We start from the raw sequence: 15,965 nt of genomic DNA, 5'->3' as shown, positions 1-15,965 counted from the left end.
CATCACAGCCCTCTCCCAAAGGGAGAGGGTGGAAGGGAACCGATCTTCAGGCTTTTCAAACTGAGCTCGACTCGCGATTTCAGGTCGGCGTAATTCTACGGAACGGCGCGGTCAGTCCTCTCTCCCGCTGGGAGAGGGTTAGGGTGTGGCACAACTCGATCAGCCAGACACATTGACCGCAGCAGCCCCGCGACGTTGCAGGTAGATAAACCAAAGCGCCGTCAGCACCGTCAACACACCCACCAGCGCCCCGGTCCACGGCAACTGCGCAAGATCGGCACCGCTCGCCACCACCAACCCGCCAATCCAGGCACCGGCCGCGTTGCCGAGGTTGAAGGCGCTTTGATTCAGGGTCGAGCCGAGGTTCGGCGCTTCATGAGCTTGATCAATAATCAGCAGTTGCAGGATCGGGCACAGCGCGAAAGCGAAAATCCCCCACAGCACCAGCGTGATCGCTGCTGGAATCACCGAGTGACTGGTCTGGGTGAACGCCGCGAGAACCAGCACCACCGCCATTGCCACACCCACCAGCGACGGCAGCAAACGACTGTCGGCCAAACGCCCGCCGAGCATGCTGCCAGCGGTCAGGCCGACGCCGAACAGCAACAGCATCACTGTCACGCCGTGCGGGCTGACGCCGGTGATGTCCTGCAGGATCGGCGCAATGTAAGTGAACATGCTGAACAGGCTGGTCGACGCCAGCACACTCATGCCCAGCGCCAGCAGCACATTGATCTTGCCCAGCACCTTGAACTCACTGGCGAGGTTGGCCTTGTCCATCGGGATGTGTTTGGGCAACCACAACCATTGCGCGAGTGCGGCGACAACACCGATCACCGACACCGCCCAGAAGGTCGAGCGCCAACCGGCGTATTGCCCGAGCGCAGTACCCAGCGGTACGCCGAGCACATTGGCCAGGGTCAGACCGGTGAACATCATTGCAATCGCCTGTGCGCGTTTGTTCGGCGCTACCAAACCGGCTGCGACCACCGAGCCGATGCCGAAAAACGCGCCGTGGCACACCGCAGTGACCACGCGAGCGGCCATGAGCGTGGCGTAATTCGGCGCCAGTGCGCAGAGCACGTTGCCGAGGATGAACATCAACGTCATGCCCAACAGCGTGGCTTTACGCGGCATGTTGGCGGTGCCGATGGCGAGGATCGGCGCACCGAACACCACGCCCAGGGCATAACCGGTAATCAGCAGGCCGGCGTGAGGAATGCTCACCGCGAGATCGCGGGCGACGTCGGGCAGCAGGCCCATAATGACGAATTCAGTGGTGCCGATGCCGAACGCGGCAACAGCGAGTGCAAACAAGGCGAGTGGCATGCGCAAGGTCTCTGTCGGTAGTCTTGACGCTGTGATCAGGCATACGCAGGCCAACGACCGGTCTCGAAAGAGAGCGGGGCAGGCAGAAATTATTGGAATTAGTCTGTGCGCAACTGAGTGCGGCGTGGTCGCTTGCAGTATAAACAGCTGCTGACACATCGAGAATCAATAATCTGACTATTCGATTATTGCCGTGGGTGCGGTGAAAAATAATAAGGAGTAAGACGTGCTGGCAACAGCTTTGGTGTTGGTAGCGGCGCTGCTGCATGCGGCGTGGAATACCCTGATCAAGTTCAGTGCCGAACGGCTACTGGTGGTGGCGTGCATGGACACCGTGGCGCTGCTGGTTGTCGCCATCGCGTTGCCCTTCGTGAACGTGCCGCCCATGGACATCTGGCCGTGGATTCTCGCGTCGGCAGCGTTCGAACTGCTCTATCGCTATCTGTTGATTCAGGCCTATCGCGTTGGCGATCTCGGGCTGGTCTATCCGTTGATGCGCGGTTTGTCGCCACTGGTCGTGCTGGCACTGACCCTGATCTTTGCCGGTGAAGTGCTCACTGCACAGCAGATCTTCGGGATCATGCTGATTCCGTTCGGCATGGCGTGTCTGCTGTGGCAGGGCGGCGGTGGCAAACATTTACCGTGGTCGATGTTGCCGGTGGTAGCGCTGATCGGGCTGTGCATCGGCTGCTACACCTACATTGACGGTCAGGCGCTGCGGCGCTGGTCGCATCCGCTGGATTACCTGGTCTGGGTCACGCTGCTCAGCGCCTGGCCGTTTCCGTTGCTGGCGTGGGTCGCCAAACGTCCGGCATTCAAGCAGTTCTGGCGTGAGCAGTGGAAACTTGGGCTGACGGTCGGGTTCTGCGTGTTGTTCAGCTACGCTCTGGTGCTGTGGGCGATGCAGTTGGGCTCGATTGCCGAAGCAGCGGCGTTGCGCGAGATCAGCGTGATTCTGGTGGTGCTGTTCGGAATGCGATACCTCAAAGAACCTTTCGGCAGGTCGCGGCTCTTAGCTTGTGGGCTGGTGCTGATTGGCATACTGGTGATGAAGTTCTGACGGCTCGCGAACTCTATAACTCGAAAAAAGGATGGCGTTATGACGGTGGCTCTTTGGTGTGTGTTGATCGCGATCTTTTTGCCGTACGTGTGCACGATTGTCGCCAAGATCTCGGGCGGTTTCCGGCTCAGTGACAATCATGACCCGCGAGACTTTCTCGACAGCGTTAATGGCGTGGCTCGGCGGGCGCATGCGGCGCAACTGAACAGCTTTGAAGTGATGCCAGCGTTTGCCGCAGCGGTGATCGTTGCGCATCTGGTGGGGACGGCGCAGTTGGTCACCGTGAATGTGCTGGCGGTGCTGTTTATCACCAGTCGCCTGCTATACATCATCTGCTATCTGGCGGACTGGGCAATTCTGCGGTCGCTGGTGTGGTTTGTGGGGATGGGGTTGATTGCTTCCTTCTTCTTTGTGTCGGTTTAGGTAGAGCAAGGTCAAAAGATCGCAGCCTACGGCAGCTCCTACAGAGGTCACAGATCCACCCTGTAGGAGTTGCCGCAGGCTGCGATCTTTTGCTTTTAAGGTTTGTCGGCCACCTGCGGTACTTGTGGCAGCGGTGCACCTTTGGGCCAGAGCATCCAGATCTGCCCCTGCTGTTTCATGTCGCCAGCCAATTGCCCGGCCGCATCACCGGTGCCCCAGAACAGATCTGCGCGAACCTCACCGGCAATCGCACCGCCCGTGTCCTGCGCCGCCACCGGGCGAACCAGCGCCGTGCCATCCGGGCGCGTCGTCGACAACCACAACAGGCTACCCAAAGGAATCACCTTGCGATCCACCGCCGCGCTGTAGCCGGCAGTCAGTGGCACATTCAGCGAACCGCGCGGGCCTTCGTTGCTGTCCGGATTGCGGGTGAAAAACACATAGCTGGGGTTGCTGCCCAGCAGTTCCGGAATGCGCGACGGATTGGCCTTGGCCCAGTTGCTGATCGCGCCCATCGTTACGTCTTCTTTCTTCAGTTCGCCTTGCTCGACCAGCCAACGGCCAATCGGTCGATACGGGTGGCCGTTCTGGTCGGCGTAGGCAATGCGTAGCTGCTTGCCGTCCTGGGTCTGAATCCGCCCGGACCCCTGGATTTGCAAAAATTGCAGATTCATCGGGTCGGTGAGGTAGGCAACCACGGGCGCGTTCACGCCTTTGCTTTCGATCGTCGCCGCGTCGTCGTAGGGCTTGAGCACCCGACCTTCAAGTCGACCGCGAAGGCGTTTGCCTTTGAGTTCGGGATAAATGCTGTCGAGCGAGACGATGATCATGTCGTCGGGCACGCCATACACCGGAACGTTCGCCGTTTCGGTCGGCGTCAGGCTGCCGGGGTACACCGGTTCGTAGTAGCCGGTAATCAACCCGTTGGGGTTGTCATTTTCAGCACGCAGGCCGTAGACATCCAAGTTCTGTTTGAGGAAAGCACGAATCTCGCTGGCGCTCTGCGGCACGTTGGCTGCTGCGGCGCAGGTCGTGCCCCAGACCGCATCATTTTTGAGGCGGGTGCAGGCGCTGCGCCAAGAACCGAAACCGGCGACCAGATCGCTATCGGACACCGCTGGCAGTGCTTCCCACGTCGCGCTGGAATAAGTGGCCAGCGCATGGGTTTTCGGCTTGTCGCTGTCGCCACCGGTACAACCGGCGAGAATCGCCAGCATTGGAAGCGTGGTGATCAGCGGATGACGCCAGGCCTTGAAACGGCTGTTCATGGAGTGATTCCTGTGCCGGTCGCCAGAGTGCTCCATGCGCTCCGGCAACCCTCATTTTTAATAGGGCTATTGGTGTTTGTCGGTGACGCGGGGATACTGGCCGCCGATTTCCGTGACCTGAAGCCACCATGACTCTTAAAAGAATTGCTGTTGTATTGCTGGCCTGTCTGACCCTGTCCGCCTGTGGCGGTGTCGATCCGAATTCTCCGCTGGGCCAACGCAAGACGATCTTCAAGCAGATGCTCAAGACCGGCGAAGACCTGGGCGGCATGTTGCGTGGACGCATTCCGTTCGACGGGCCGAAGTTTGCCGAAGGTGCGGTGAAGCTCGATACGTTGTCCCGCGAACCGTGGAAACATTTCCCGCAAGTGCGCGAAGAAGATCACACGAGCGCCAAAGACGATGTCTGGCAAAAGCAGGCGCGCTTCCAGGAAATGGCCCGTAATCTTGAAGCCGCCACCGGTGAATTGGTGGTCGCCAGCAAGGTCCAGCCGTACAAGGCCAGCAACCTGGGGCCTGCGGTGCAGAAGGTTGAAGATGCCTGCAGCGCTTGCCATAAAGAGTTTCGCGATCATTGATATCTGTTGGCTGATCTGACGCCATCGCGGGCAAGCCCGCTCCCACAAATTTCTCTGCTGTACATAAAGTCCAGGTTCACTCGAGATTCCTGTGGGAGCGGGCTTGCCCGCGATGGCGGCCTTTAACTCACCACTATTTACTTGTCGATCTGGTCCAGCGCGTCCTGCAGCTCTTTACGCGATTCGGCGAGCTTGTTCTTGCGCTTGTCGATCTTCTCCGGATCACCTTTCTTCATGGCCTTGTCGAGGTCGGCCTGGCGCTGGCTGACTTCATGCTTGGCCTCGAGGACCTTGTTTTCGCGCTCTTTTTTCAGGCCGGCGTCAGTGCAATGTTCGGTGACTTCACGCAGAGCGGTTTCCAGACCTGCCTGCTGATCGGCGTTGCCGCGGGCTTTGGCCTGCTCGATCTGGTTCACGATGCCTTGCTTCTTGGCCGCGCAGCCGGTCAGGCCGGGAGCGTCTTCGGCAGCCATCACGGGAGCGGCCATGACGCCGCAAAGGGTGAGCAGGGCGAGTGGTGCGAAAAATTTCATAAAAGCTCCATGTGCAAAGGCATTCGGGTCGGGGGCGCTGCGCTGTTGGAGCGCCTCGGCGACCGTTGGGTTCCCGGTGAGCCGGGATTGCATGTTCAGAAACCGTCGATTCCGGCGGCGCGTAAAATTTCACTCAAGGCTAGCACCTGCGCGTCACGGAAGAATGCGTTCAATTGCGCTGCGCGACCGGGGCCGATGCCGACTTCCTTCTGCCATTGTTCGGTATCGCGTTGTGCCAGTGCCTGCCACGAGTCGGGGAGTTTTGCCCCGCCCGTTGGCGGCATACCCAGTGCCTTGAGCCATTGTGCGAATGGCCGTTGGCGGGCGCTGCGAAAGCTGTGCATCAGGCGCGCGCTGCTGCGTTCGCCGAAGCCGGCAATGTTAGCAAGCTCTGGCTCGTCGAGGGTCAACCAATCCAGCAGGTGTTTCACGCGGCCTGTTTCGAGAAGTTTCTCCCAAGTACCGCGCCCGACATTCTGCATGGCCAGTCCTTGTTTGCCGCTGAGCCAGGTCAGGCGCGAGAGAAACTGGCTTTCGCAGCCGGGCGTGGGCTGCCAGCAACTCAAGGCATGAAAATCCTTGGCGTTCGGGACATTGATTGCTGCGCGCTCGCTGGTGCGTAATACAGCGCTGTCGAGACGCGGAATCGTGAGTCCGGCCAGACTGATTGCCACCTGATCGCCGGGGCGGATATCCAGCGCCTGCCAGCGCTTGAGTGAACTGGCGCTGACCCGTTTGATCTCCCGGTCATCGAGCATGACGGGTATCAGTTCGAGTACCGGCGTGATGCGGCCGGTGCGACCGATCTTGAAATTCACCTTGCGTACTTCGGCCAATGCCTGGGCAAACGGATATTTCCAGGCGATCGCCCAGTAAGGTGCGCGGGCCTGCCAGCGTTCGGCGGGAGGGCGCCGGCTCTGGCGCAGAACGATGCCATCAGTGGCAAATGGCAGGGGGGAGCGATACCAGTGCTCGCGCCACTTTTGCGCCTCTGCCAATTGCTGGACGGGATAGCTGTAGGGCACCGTTGTGGCGAAGCCCAGCGCCGCCAGTGTCGATAGCCGCTCAGGCAAGTCCGAAGGCCCTTGTGGCCAGTCCCAGATGAATAAGCCGATGCCGGCACCTTGTTCTGTACTCAGGGATTTTCTGCCCATCAAGCCTGCAACGATAGCGCGTGCATTGACGCTGCCGGCGCGTGCTTGAACATGCTCGTTCAACCGCCAATAGAGTTCGCCTTGCACTAACACATCCAGCGGTTGCTTCAAGCGTTGAGGAATGGCGTCGATGTTGCGCGCCGATACCGTCCAGTCTTGCCCGTTGACGCCGTCGCCGCGACTGATTGCTTGCTGCAACTCCCCTGCGCGATAGATGAGTGTCACGGCGACGCCATCAACTTTGGGCTGTACCCAGACGTCCTTGCGGTCTCTCAGCCATGCCACCACGGCCTCGGCTTTATGCAGCTTGTCCAGGCCAGTGTGGGCAATAGGATGCGCAATGGCGCCCGAGGCTGTGCGCAAAGGTTCGTGCGCCATTGGTAATTTGAAACACTGTCGCCATTGGGTTAGGCGCAGGCGCGATTGGTCGTAGAGTTCGTCGGCAATCAAGGCGCGGCCTTCGCGGTGATAGGCGTCGTCCCATTGGTCGATCTGTTTTTGCAGGGTGATGATTTCGCGCTGGGCCTGGGTGAGGGCCCAGTTCGGACATTGAGACGCGTAGCCAGTCAGGTATATGAGGTTCAGCAAAACAAACAAAAACAAACGCATCTTGAGCGTCCTTGCTCATGGGGGTTTCTGAAGACTAGTCAGGATTTTTAGCAAGGTCGGTCGGGTGTTTTTCGGGGTGTTGCGGATCTTGAAAGCATAAAAAAACCCCGCACGGCGCAAACCGTGCGGGGCTTTTCATGCAGCCAGGGAATTACAAGCCGGCAGCAGAACGCAGAGCGTCGGCGCGGTCGGTTTTTTCCCAGGTGAATGTGGTGAAGGTGTCTTCGCCAACAGTCTTGGTCTCTGGCGTGCGACCGAAGTGGCCGTAGGCTGCAGTTTCCTGGTACATCGGGTGCAGCAGGTCAAGCATGGTGGTGATCGCGTATGGACGCAGGTCGAACACGTCACGCACCAGTTTGACGATTTTGTCGTCGCTGATCTTGCCGGTGCCGAAGGTGTTCAGCGAGATCGAGGTAGGCTGGGCCACACCGATTGCGTAGGAAACCTGAATCTCGCAACGCTCGGCCAGGCCGGCAGCGACGATGTTTTTGGCAACATAACGGCCAGCGTAGGCAGCCGAACGGTCAACCTTCGATGGATCCTTGCCGGAGAACGCGCCGCCGCCGTGACGGGCCATGCCGCCGTAGCTGTCGACGATGATCTTGCGACCGGTCAGACCGCAGTCGCCAACCGGGCCGCCGATGATGAACTGGCCAGTCGGGTTGATGTGGAACTGGGTGTCTTTGGTCAGCAATTCGGCAGGCAGCACGTGCTTGACGATCAGCTCCATCACGCCTTCGCGCAGGTCTTTGTACGATACGTCAGGGTTGTGCTGGGTCGACAGAACTACAGCGTCGATACCGACAACCTTGCCGCCTTCGTAACGGCAGGTCACTTGCGACTTGGCGTCCGGGCGCAGCCAAGGCAGCAGACCCGATTTACGGGCTTCGGCCTGGCGCTGAACAAGCTGGTGCGAGAAGGTGATCGGGGCTGGCATCAAAACGTCGGTTTCGTTGCTGGCGTAGCCGAACATCAGGCCCTGGTCGCCGGCACCCTGATCTTCAGGCTTGGCACGGTCAACACCCTGGTTGATGTCTGGGGACTGCTTGCCGATGATGTTCATCACACCGCAAGTTGCGCCGTCGAAGCCGACATCGGAGCTGTTGTAGCCGATGTCCAGAATGACGTTACGCACGATTTCCTCCAGATCGACCCAGGCCGACGTGGTCACTTCACCAGCGATGATTGCAACGCCGGTCTTTACCAGAGTCTCGCACGCCACACGGGCGAACTTGTCTTCAGCAATAATGGCGTCCAGCACCGCATCGGAAATCTGGTCGGCGATTTTGTCCGGGTGCCCTTCGGACACGGACTCGGAGGTGAAGAGGGAGTATTCGCTCATCTCGATTTTTTCCTGAATTTACCGATGGTGAGTGTCGCCAGCCGGTCGCTGAAAGTGGCGGACCTGGATCTGGAAACCATTACGTAAGCCTACATAGAGGCTTTCCCCGGGAACGAGTCCCGCAGCGGTGGCCCAACGGGCCAAATCGTCCTGTTCAAACCCCAACCACAGATCACCGCAGGCCTCCCTGGCCCAACTCTGGTTGTGGCTACATAACTCTGTCACGAGCAGGCTACCGCCCGGTTGCAGCAAGTCGGCCATGTGCTTGAGCGCTTCGGCCGGCGCGGCGAAATGGTGCAACACCATGTTCAACACCACGCAATCGCCCTGAAGGCTGGTGCCGTTCAATGCATCGGCCAATTGCAGGCTGACGTTAGCCAGTTGTTCACGAACGCATACCTGACGCGCCAGTTCGAGCATCGCCGGGCTGTTGTCCAGCGCGGTTACGGTGCTGAAACGACGCGCCAGTTCCGGCAGGAAAGCGCCATCGCCGGGGCCGACTTCAATGGCCGTGGCAGCACCATCGAAATTCAGTTTGTCGAGCAGCGCCAGCACGCTTTCGCGGTACTGCGGCAGGCCTGCGATCAAGTCTTGCTGGGCGCGAAATTTCTCAGCTACCCGAGCGAAAAAGTCCTGACTGGCCGCTGCCCGTTGCCCGTGAACCTGAGTGATTCGCGCTTGAACGTCGTCAGGCAGCACCAGGTTGTCGACTTCTTCTAACAATGCGGCGTGCAACTTGCCACCCAGCAATTCGGTGTGGGGCAGGGCGCGGCGATAGAAAATCGCGTTGCCTTCGCGGCGGGTCGCCACCAGATCGGCTTGCGCCAACACTTTAAGGTGATGACTCATGCCGGACTGACCGATGCCGAAAATTTGCGCCAGCTCCAGTACACCGAACGAATCGTTGGCCAGCGCGCGCAATACATTCAGGCGCAGCGGATCGCCGCCGGCCTTGCACAGGGCCGCCAGCTCGTCGCAATCGTCATGGCGAATGGAAGGCACGCGTAAGTTCATAGGGTTGGCAGTCTAGTGACGGCCTCAAAGCACCGCAAGGGCAATATCAAAAAGTTTTGATATTGCTCGATAGATGGCACTTCTCACGAGATGGTTAACTCTACAAACCAATAGCGGAAAGGTTTCACCTGCCTAATCCGCCGCTATCCATTGGAAAAACGCTTCCGGATGACTATCTGTCATTGCCCCGAGGCGCTCCGGTGAGGGAAAATGCCCTCCTTTTTTCCGTTTCAATCTATTCACACCCAGGAGATCAGCGATGCCTAGCCGTCGTGAGCGTGCCAACGCCATTCGTGCCCTCAGCATGGATGCCGTGCAAAAAGCCAACAGCGGCCATCCCGGTGCACCTATGGGTATGGCAGATATCGCCGAAGTGCTTTGGCGCGACTACCTCAAGCACAACCCGAGCAATCCATCCTTCGCCGACCGTGACCGCTTCGTGCTGTCCAACGGCCATGGCTCGATGTTGATCTATTCGCTGCTGCACCTGACCGGTTACGACCTGTCGATCGAAGACCTCAAGCAGTTCCGTCAACTGCACAGCCGCACCCCGGGTCACCCGGAATTCGGCTATACCCCAGGCGTCGAGACCACCACTGGCCCGTTGGGTCAGGGCCTGGCCAACGCCGTGGGTTTCGCGCTGGCGGAAAAAGTCCTGGCGGCGCAGTTCAACCGTCCGAGCCACAACATCGTTGACCACCACACCTACGTGTTCCTGGGTGATGGCTGCATGATGGAAGGCATTTCCCACGAAGTCGCTTCCCTGGCCGGTACGTTGGGTCTGGGCAAACTGATCGCCTTCTACGATGACAACGGTATCTCCATCGACGGCGAAGTCGAAGGCTGGTTCACCGATGACACGCCGAAGCGTTTCGAAGCCTACAACTGGCAAGTGATCCGCAACGTTGACGGTCACGACCCGGAAGAGATCAAGACCGCCATCGAAACCGCTCGCAAGAGCGCGCAGCCGACGCTGATCTGCTGCAAGACCACCATCGGTTTCGGTTCGCCGAACAAGCAAGGCAAAGAAGACTGCCACGGCGCCCCATTGGGTGACGCGGAAATCGCCTTGACCCGTCAGGCGCTGAACTGGAACCACGGTCCATTCGAAATCCCGGCCGACATCTATGCCGAGTGGGATGCCAAGGAATCCGGCCGCGCTGTAGAAGCCGAGTGGGATCAGCGTTTCGCTGCCTACTCCGCCGCGTTCCCGACCGAAGCCAACGAGCTGATCCGTCGTCTGAGCGGTGAACTGCCAGCAGACTTCTCCGAAAAAGCCTCGGCCTACATCGCTGAAGTCGCTGCCAAAGGCGAAACCATCGCCAGCCGTAAAGCCAGCCAGAACACCCTGAACGCGTTCGGCCCGCTGCTGCCGGAATTGCTCGGCGGTTCGGCTGACCTGGCCGGTTCCAACCTGACCCTGTGGAAAGGTTGCAAGGGCGTCAGCGCTGAAGATGCCAGCGGCAACTACATGTATTACGGCGTGCGCGAATTCGGCATGACCGCCATCATGAACGGCGTCACCCTGCACGGCGGCCTGGTGCCTTACGGCGCGACCTTCCTGATGTTCATGGAATACGCTCGCAATGCTGTGCGCATGTCGGCGCTGATGAAGAAGCAAGTGATCCACGTCTACACCCACGACTCCATCGGTCTGGGCGAAGACGGCCCGACGCACCAGCCGATCGAGCAACTGACCAGCCTGCGCACTACGCCGAACCTCGACACCTGGCGTCCAGCCGATGCCGTTGAATCGGCCGTGGCCTGGAAAAACGCTCTGGAGCGCAAGGACGGTCCATCGGCGCTGATCTTCTCGCGTCAGAACCTGCAGCACCAAACCCGTGATGCTGGCCAGATCGCCGACATCAGCCGCGGTGGCTACGTGCTGAAGGACTGCGCAGGCGAGCCTGAGCTGATCCTGATTGCGACCGGTTCGGAAGTCGGCCTGGCTGTTCAAGCATTCGACAAACTGACCGAGCAGGGCCGCAAGGTCCGCGTGGTTTCGATGCCTTGCACCAGCGTGTTCGATGCTCAGGATGCTGGCTACAAGCAAGCCGTCCTGCCGTTGCAGGTCAGCGCGCGTATCGCGATCGAAGCGGCTCACGCCGACTTCTGGTTCAAGTACGTGGGTCTGGAAGGTCGCGTGATTGGCATGACCACTTACGGTGAGTCGGCGCCTGCGCCAGCATTGTTCGAGGAATTCGGCTTCACCCTGGAAAACATCCTCGGTCAGGCTGAAGAGCTGCTGGAAGACTGATCCAGATAGATGTCGTCTGAGCTGGCGCCTTCGCGAGCAGGCTCGCTCCCACATTGGAACGCGTTTCCCTGTGGGAGCGAGCCTGCTCGCGAAAGCGTTGGTTCGGGCAACATTGCACTGCCTGATTCACCACGGTAATCGAGAACCCCATGCCTCAACCGCGTCCTTACAAAGTTGCACTCAACGGCTACGGCCGGATTGGTCGTTGCGTCTTGCGTGCGTTGTTTGAGCGAGGCGAGAAAGCCGGGTTTGAAATTGTCGCGATCAACGATCTGGCCGACATGGCCAGCATCGAATACCTGACACGCTTCGACTCTACCCACGGCCGGTTCCCCGGCGAAGTGCGGGTCGAGGGCGATTGTCTGCATATTAATGGCAACTGCGTGAAGGTCCTGCGCAGTGCCACCCCCGAAGGCATCGATTGGGCGTCGCTGGACGTCGATCTGGTGCTCGAATGCTCCGGCGCCTACAACACCCGTGAAGACGGCCAGCGTTTCCTGAACGCCGGCGCGCCGCGCGTGCTGTTCTCGCAGCCGATGGCCAGCGAGGCGGATGTCGACGCCACCATCGTTTACGGCGTCAATCAGGACTGCCTGACCGGCGACGAACTGCTGGTGTCCAACGCCTCCTGCACCACCAACTGCGGCGTGCCGCTGTTGCGTCTGCTCGACAAGGCGATCGGCCTTGATTACGTGTCGATCACCACGATTCACTCGGCGATGAACGATCAGCCGGTCATCGACGCCTATCACCACGAAGACCTGCGCCGCACCCGTTCGGCGTTTCAGTCGGTGATCCCGGTGTCCACTGGTCTGGCGCGCGGTATCGAGCGCCTGCTGCCGGAACTTGCCGGCCGAATTCAAGCCAAAGCCGTACGCGTGCCGACGGTCAACGTGTCGTGCCTCGACATCACGATGCAGACCGCCACGGCGACCGACGCCACTGAGGTCAACCGGATCCTGCGTGAAGCCGCCACCAGCGGCCCGCTCAAGGGTCTTTTGGCCTACACCGAATTGCCTCACGCCAGTTGTGATTTCAACCACGACCCACATTCGGCCATCGTCGATGCCAGTCAGACCCGCGTTTCCGGCCCACGGCTGGTGAACATCCTGGCCTGGTTCGACAACGAGTGGGGTTTTGCCAACCGAATGCTGGACGTTGCAGAACACTATCTGCAAACAGCAACTTCAAAAAAACCGTAGGAAGTGCGACCCATGACCGTGTTGAAGATGTCCGACCTCGATCTGCAAGGTAAGCGCGTATTGATCCGCGAAGACCTCAACGTCCCAGTCAAGGACGGTGTTGTCACCAGCGATGCGCGAATCCTGGCTTCGCTGCCGACCATCAAGCTGGCCCTGGAAAAAGGTGCCGCCGTCATGGTGTGCTCGCACCTTGGCCGTCCGACCGAAGGCGAGTTCTCGGCCGAGAACAGTCTCAAGCCAGTCGCTGACTACCTGAGAAAGGCACTTGGCCGTGAAGTGCCGCTGGTAGCCGATTACCTGGGCGGCGTTGACGTCAAGGCCGGCGACATCGTGCTGTTCGAAAACGTGCGCTTCAACAAGGGCGAGAAAAAGAACGCTGACGAACTGGCCCAGCAATACGCCGCCCTGTGCGACGTGTTCGTGATGGACGCGTTCGGCACCGCTCACCGCGCCGAGGGTTCGACCCACGGCGTGGCCAAATTTGCCAAAGTCGCCGCTGCTGGCCCACTGCTGGCCGCCGAGCTGGATGCACTGGGCAAAGCGCTGGGCGCGCCTGCGCAACCAATGGCTGCCATCGTTGCCGGCTCCAAGGTCTCGACCAAACTCGACGTACTGAACAGCCTGAGCCAGATCTGCGATCAACTGATCGTCGGCGGCGGTATCGCCAACACCTTCCTTGCCGCCGCCGGCCATCCGGTAGGCAAGTCGCTGTACGAACCGGATCTGCTCGACACCGCGCGCGCCATCGCCGCCAAGGTCAGCGTGCCGCTGCCCGTTGATGTTGTGGTTGCCAAGGAATTCGCCGAGTCCGCTGAAGCCACCGTCAAGCTCATCGCTGACGTTGCCGCCGACGACATGATTCTGGACATCGGCCCGCAAACCGCAGCCAACTTCGCCGAACTGCTGAAATCGTCGAAAACCATTCTGTGGAATGGCCCGGTCGGCGTGTTCGAGTTCGATCAGTTCGGCAACGGCACCAAAGTGCTGGCTCAGGCCATTGCCGACAGCGATGCGTTCTCGATTGCCGGCGGTGGCGACACCCTGGCGGCCATCGATAAATATGGCGTGGCTGAAAAGATCTCCTACATTTCCACCGGTGGCGGCGCGTTCCTCGAATTCGTCGAAGGCAAAGTGCTGCCAGCCGTTGAAGTCCTGGAAAGCCGGGCCAAGGCCTGAGGCCGCCCGTTTGGCCAGGCAAAGGAGTGTTCACATGGTCAAGTCGTTAGCATTGTTGTTGCTGACCGGTACGCTGGCGGCCTGCGGGAGCAACCCGAAGGCCGAGCCTACGCCTGCGCCAGACGCGGTGCACAAAGGCTGTTATCAGGCCGACTGGCAGGCCGAGACCAACCCGGTGCTGAACAAGCGTTCCGGGCCGGACGGTCTGGACAAATACGAGACGCAAACCCCGGCCAAGGAACATGGTTGTCCTTGACGGGTCTGACTCTTTAACTCAGGACTGGCGGCGTGCGTCGTCAGTCGAGGAACACGGATGAAAGGCTTGATCGCCATTGCGGCGTTGGCATTGTTGGGCGGTTGCGCGCAGTTGAACCTGTTTCAGTCGTCCGCCCCTGCGGATAACTGGACCACCTGGACCTGCGACAGCCAGGCCAAAGTGCTCTGGCGTTACGCCGATGCCGGCCAGAAGGAAGTCGACGTTCGACTGGGTGGCGGTGATCAGGTCTATCGCCTGAAAGAAGAACCGGGCGCCTCGGGCACGCTGTACAGCGACGGCATGCTGGCGTTTCACGTCAAGGGTGAGGAGGGCCTGGTGTATTGGGTCGCCACCAATGACCTGATCGGCCGCGGCTGCAAAGCCGAGTAACACGATTGAATTGATGTACGGAGATCCAAATGTGGGAGCGAGCCTGCTCGCGAAAGCAATCTTATTGCCGATGATGCAGTGTCTGTCAGACCGCTTTCGCGAGCAGGCTCGCTCCCACAGGGGTTCTGTGTTGTTCACAAGATTTTGGTACCACCGAATCACCAGGCCGGGCCTCAACCCCCGATCTGCAATCACTTGAATAGCCGCCGCCGCTCCGGCAGGCTGGCACGATTAACGACCCAAACCGGGAGAGACACACACAATGGCACTTATCAGCATGCGCCAGATGTTGGACCACGCAGCCGAGTTCGGCTACGGCGTTCCAGCTTTCAACGTCAACAACCTTGAGCAGATGCGCGCCATCATGGAAGCCGCTGACAAGACTGACTCCCCGGTGATCGTCCAGGCTTCGGCCGGCGCCCGTAAATACGCCGGCGCGCCATTCCTGCGTCACCTGATCCTGGCCGCGATCGAAGAATTCCCGCACATCCCGGTGTGCATGCACCAGGACCACGGCACCAGCCCTGACGTCTGCCAGCGCTCGATCCAACTGGGCTTCAGCTCGGTGATGATGGACGGTTCCCTCGGCGAAGACGGCAAGACCCCGACCGACTACGACTACAACGTCCGCGTCACTCAGCAGACCGTAGCCATGGCTCACGCCTGCGGCGTTTCGGTAGAAGGCGAGCTGGGCTGCCTGGGTTCCCTGGAAACCGGTATGGCCGGTGAAGAAGACGGCATCGGCGCCGAAGGCGTTCTGGATCACAGCCAAATGCTGACCGACCCGGAAGAAGCCGCTGACTTCGTCAAGCGCACCCAGGTCGACGCATTGGCCATCGCCATCGGCACCAGCCACGGCGCCTACAAGTTCACCAAGCCACCTACCGGCGACGTGCTGGCCATCGACCGCATCAAGGAAATCCACAAACGCATCCCTAACACCCACCTGGTGATGCACGGTTCCTCGTCGGTGCCACAAGAGTGGCTGGCAATCATCAACCAGTACGGCGGCGACATCAAAGAAACCTACGGCGTACCGGTTGAAGAAATCGTCGAAGGCATCAAGTACGGCGTGCGCAAGGTCAACATCGACACCGACCTGCGCCTGGCATCCACCGGCGCCATGCGTCGCCTGATGGCCACCAACCCGAGCGAATTCGACCCACGTAAATTCTTCGGCGCCACCGTGACTGCAATGCGTGATGTATGTATCGCGCGTTATGAAGCGTTCGGCACTGCCGGTAACGCTTCGAAGATCAAGCCGATCTCGCTGGAAGCGATGTACCAGCGTTATCTGAAGGGTGAGTTGAACGCCAAGGTGAACTAAGCCTGAGCGTTAAACCATTGAATCAAGAAACCCGCCGAGAGGCGGGT

At 59.8% G+C, this 15,965-nt stretch carries 15 protein-coding genes; 9 read left to right on the top strand and 6 right to left on the bottom strand.

Annotated features, from left to right (window positions below; all coding sequences use genetic code 11):
• Positions 1–159 precede the first annotated feature (159 nt).
• Positions 160–1,329, bottom strand: a complete 1,170-nt coding sequence (locus H8B20_RS10225) for an MFS transporter (RefSeq protein ID WP_210623070.1) — start codon at positions 1,327–1,329, stop codon at positions 160–162.
• A gap of 226 nt (positions 1,330–1,555) precedes the next feature.
• Here H8B20_RS10225 and H8B20_RS10220 point away from each other — a divergent pair, with 226 nt between their 5' ends.
• A complete protein-coding gene (locus H8B20_RS10220; RefSeq protein WP_210623069.1) occupies positions 1,556–2,389 on the top strand; it encodes an EamA family transporter in 834 nt (277 codons plus the stop codon).
• Between the two features lie 39 nt (positions 2,390–2,428).
• The gene (locus tag H8B20_RS10215) at positions 2,429–2,812 is read left to right on the top strand and encodes an MAPEG family protein (RefSeq protein WP_042561501.1); all 384 of its coding nucleotides are present in this window, start codon (positions 2,429–2,431) and stop codon (positions 2,810–2,812) included.
• 95 nt (positions 2,813–2,907) lie between these two features.
• Here the strand turns inward: H8B20_RS10215 and mltA are convergent, their stop codons facing one another.
• Positions 2,908–4,080, bottom strand: a complete 1,173-nt coding sequence (gene mltA, locus H8B20_RS10210) for a murein transglycosylase A (RefSeq protein ID WP_210623068.1) — start codon at positions 4,078–4,080, stop codon at positions 2,908–2,910.
• 128 nt (positions 4,081–4,208) lie between these two features.
• On the opposite strand from mltA, the gene H8B20_RS10205 reads away from it, so the two are divergent.
• The gene (locus H8B20_RS10205) at positions 4,209–4,658 is read left to right on the top strand and encodes a c-type cytochrome (protein ID WP_042561499.1); all 450 of its coding nucleotides are present in this window, start codon (positions 4,209–4,211) and stop codon (positions 4,656–4,658) included.
• Positions 4,659–4,795: 137 nt separating this feature from the next.
• Here H8B20_RS10205 and H8B20_RS10200 read toward each other — a convergent pair whose 3' ends face one another.
• The 4 genes from H8B20_RS10200 to H8B20_RS10185 form a co-directional block, all read right to left on the bottom strand.
• Positions 4,796–5,191, bottom strand: coding sequence for a DUF1090 domain-containing protein (locus H8B20_RS10200; protein WP_042561498.1), 396 nt, complete (start codon positions 5,189–5,191; stop codon positions 4,796–4,798).
• Positions 5,192–5,286: 95 nt separating this feature from the next.
• On the bottom strand, positions 5,287–6,954 hold the full coding sequence (gene ligB / locus H8B20_RS10195) for an NAD-dependent DNA ligase LigB (RefSeq protein WP_210623067.1): 1,668 nt from the start codon (positions 6,952–6,954) through the stop codon (positions 5,287–5,289).
• A gap of 151 nt (positions 6,955–7,105) precedes the next feature.
• The gene (gene metK / locus H8B20_RS10190; protein ID WP_042561496.1) at positions 7,106–8,296 is read right to left on the bottom strand and encodes a methionine adenosyltransferase; all 1,191 of its coding nucleotides are present in this window, start codon (positions 8,294–8,296) and stop codon (positions 7,106–7,108) included.
• Positions 8,297–8,314: 18 nt separating this feature from the next.
• Complete coding sequence (locus H8B20_RS10185) at positions 8,315–9,310, bottom strand: ArsR/SmtB family transcription factor (RefSeq protein WP_210623066.1); 996 nt, start codon at positions 9,308–9,310, stop codon at positions 8,315–8,317.
• A 259-nt stretch (positions 9,311–9,569) separates the two neighbouring features.
• Here H8B20_RS10185 and tkt point away from each other — a divergent pair, with 259 nt between their 5' ends.
• The 6 genes from tkt to fba all read left to right on the top strand — a co-directional run bounded on the left by tkt (position 9,570) and on the right by fba (position 15,918).
• Positions 9,570–11,567 carry a transketolase gene (gene tkt, locus H8B20_RS10180; RefSeq protein WP_042561494.1) on the top strand — a complete coding sequence of 666 codons (1,998 nt, stop codon included), beginning with the start codon at positions 9,570–9,572 and terminating at the stop codon, positions 11,565–11,567.
• Between the two features lie 149 nt (positions 11,568–11,716).
• Positions 11,717–12,769: an erythrose-4-phosphate dehydrogenase gene (gene epd / locus H8B20_RS10175; protein WP_150593634.1), complete on the top strand. Its 1,053-nt coding sequence runs from the start codon at positions 11,717–11,719 to the stop codon at positions 12,767–12,769.
• Between the two features lie 12 nt (positions 12,770–12,781).
• Positions 12,782–13,945, top strand: coding sequence for a phosphoglycerate kinase (locus H8B20_RS10170; protein WP_210623065.1), 1,164 nt, complete (start codon positions 12,782–12,784; stop codon positions 13,943–13,945).
• Positions 13,946–13,979: 34 nt separating this feature from the next.
• Complete coding sequence (locus tag H8B20_RS10165; RefSeq protein ID WP_042561491.1) at positions 13,980–14,201, top strand: hypothetical protein; 222 nt, start codon at positions 13,980–13,982, stop codon at positions 14,199–14,201.
• 57 nt (positions 14,202–14,258) lie between these two features.
• Complete coding sequence (locus H8B20_RS10160; protein ID WP_008081029.1) at positions 14,259–14,591, top strand: MliC family protein; 333 nt, start codon at positions 14,259–14,261, stop codon at positions 14,589–14,591.
• Positions 14,592–14,853: 262 nt separating this feature from the next.
• Entirely contained in the window at positions 14,854–15,918 is a 1,065-nt protein-coding gene (fba, locus tag H8B20_RS10155; RefSeq protein ID WP_007913760.1) for a class II fructose-bisphosphate aldolase, read from the top strand.
• Positions 15,919–15,965: the final 47 nt, after the last annotated feature.

The sequence above is a fragment of the Pseudomonas sp. P42 genome, assembly GCF_017973755.1.
Classification (GTDB): domain Bacteria; phylum Pseudomonadota; class Gammaproteobacteria; order Pseudomonadales; family Pseudomonadaceae; genus Aquipseudomonas; species Aquipseudomonas iridis.
This window is presented reverse-complemented; position numbering and strand designations above follow the sequence as displayed.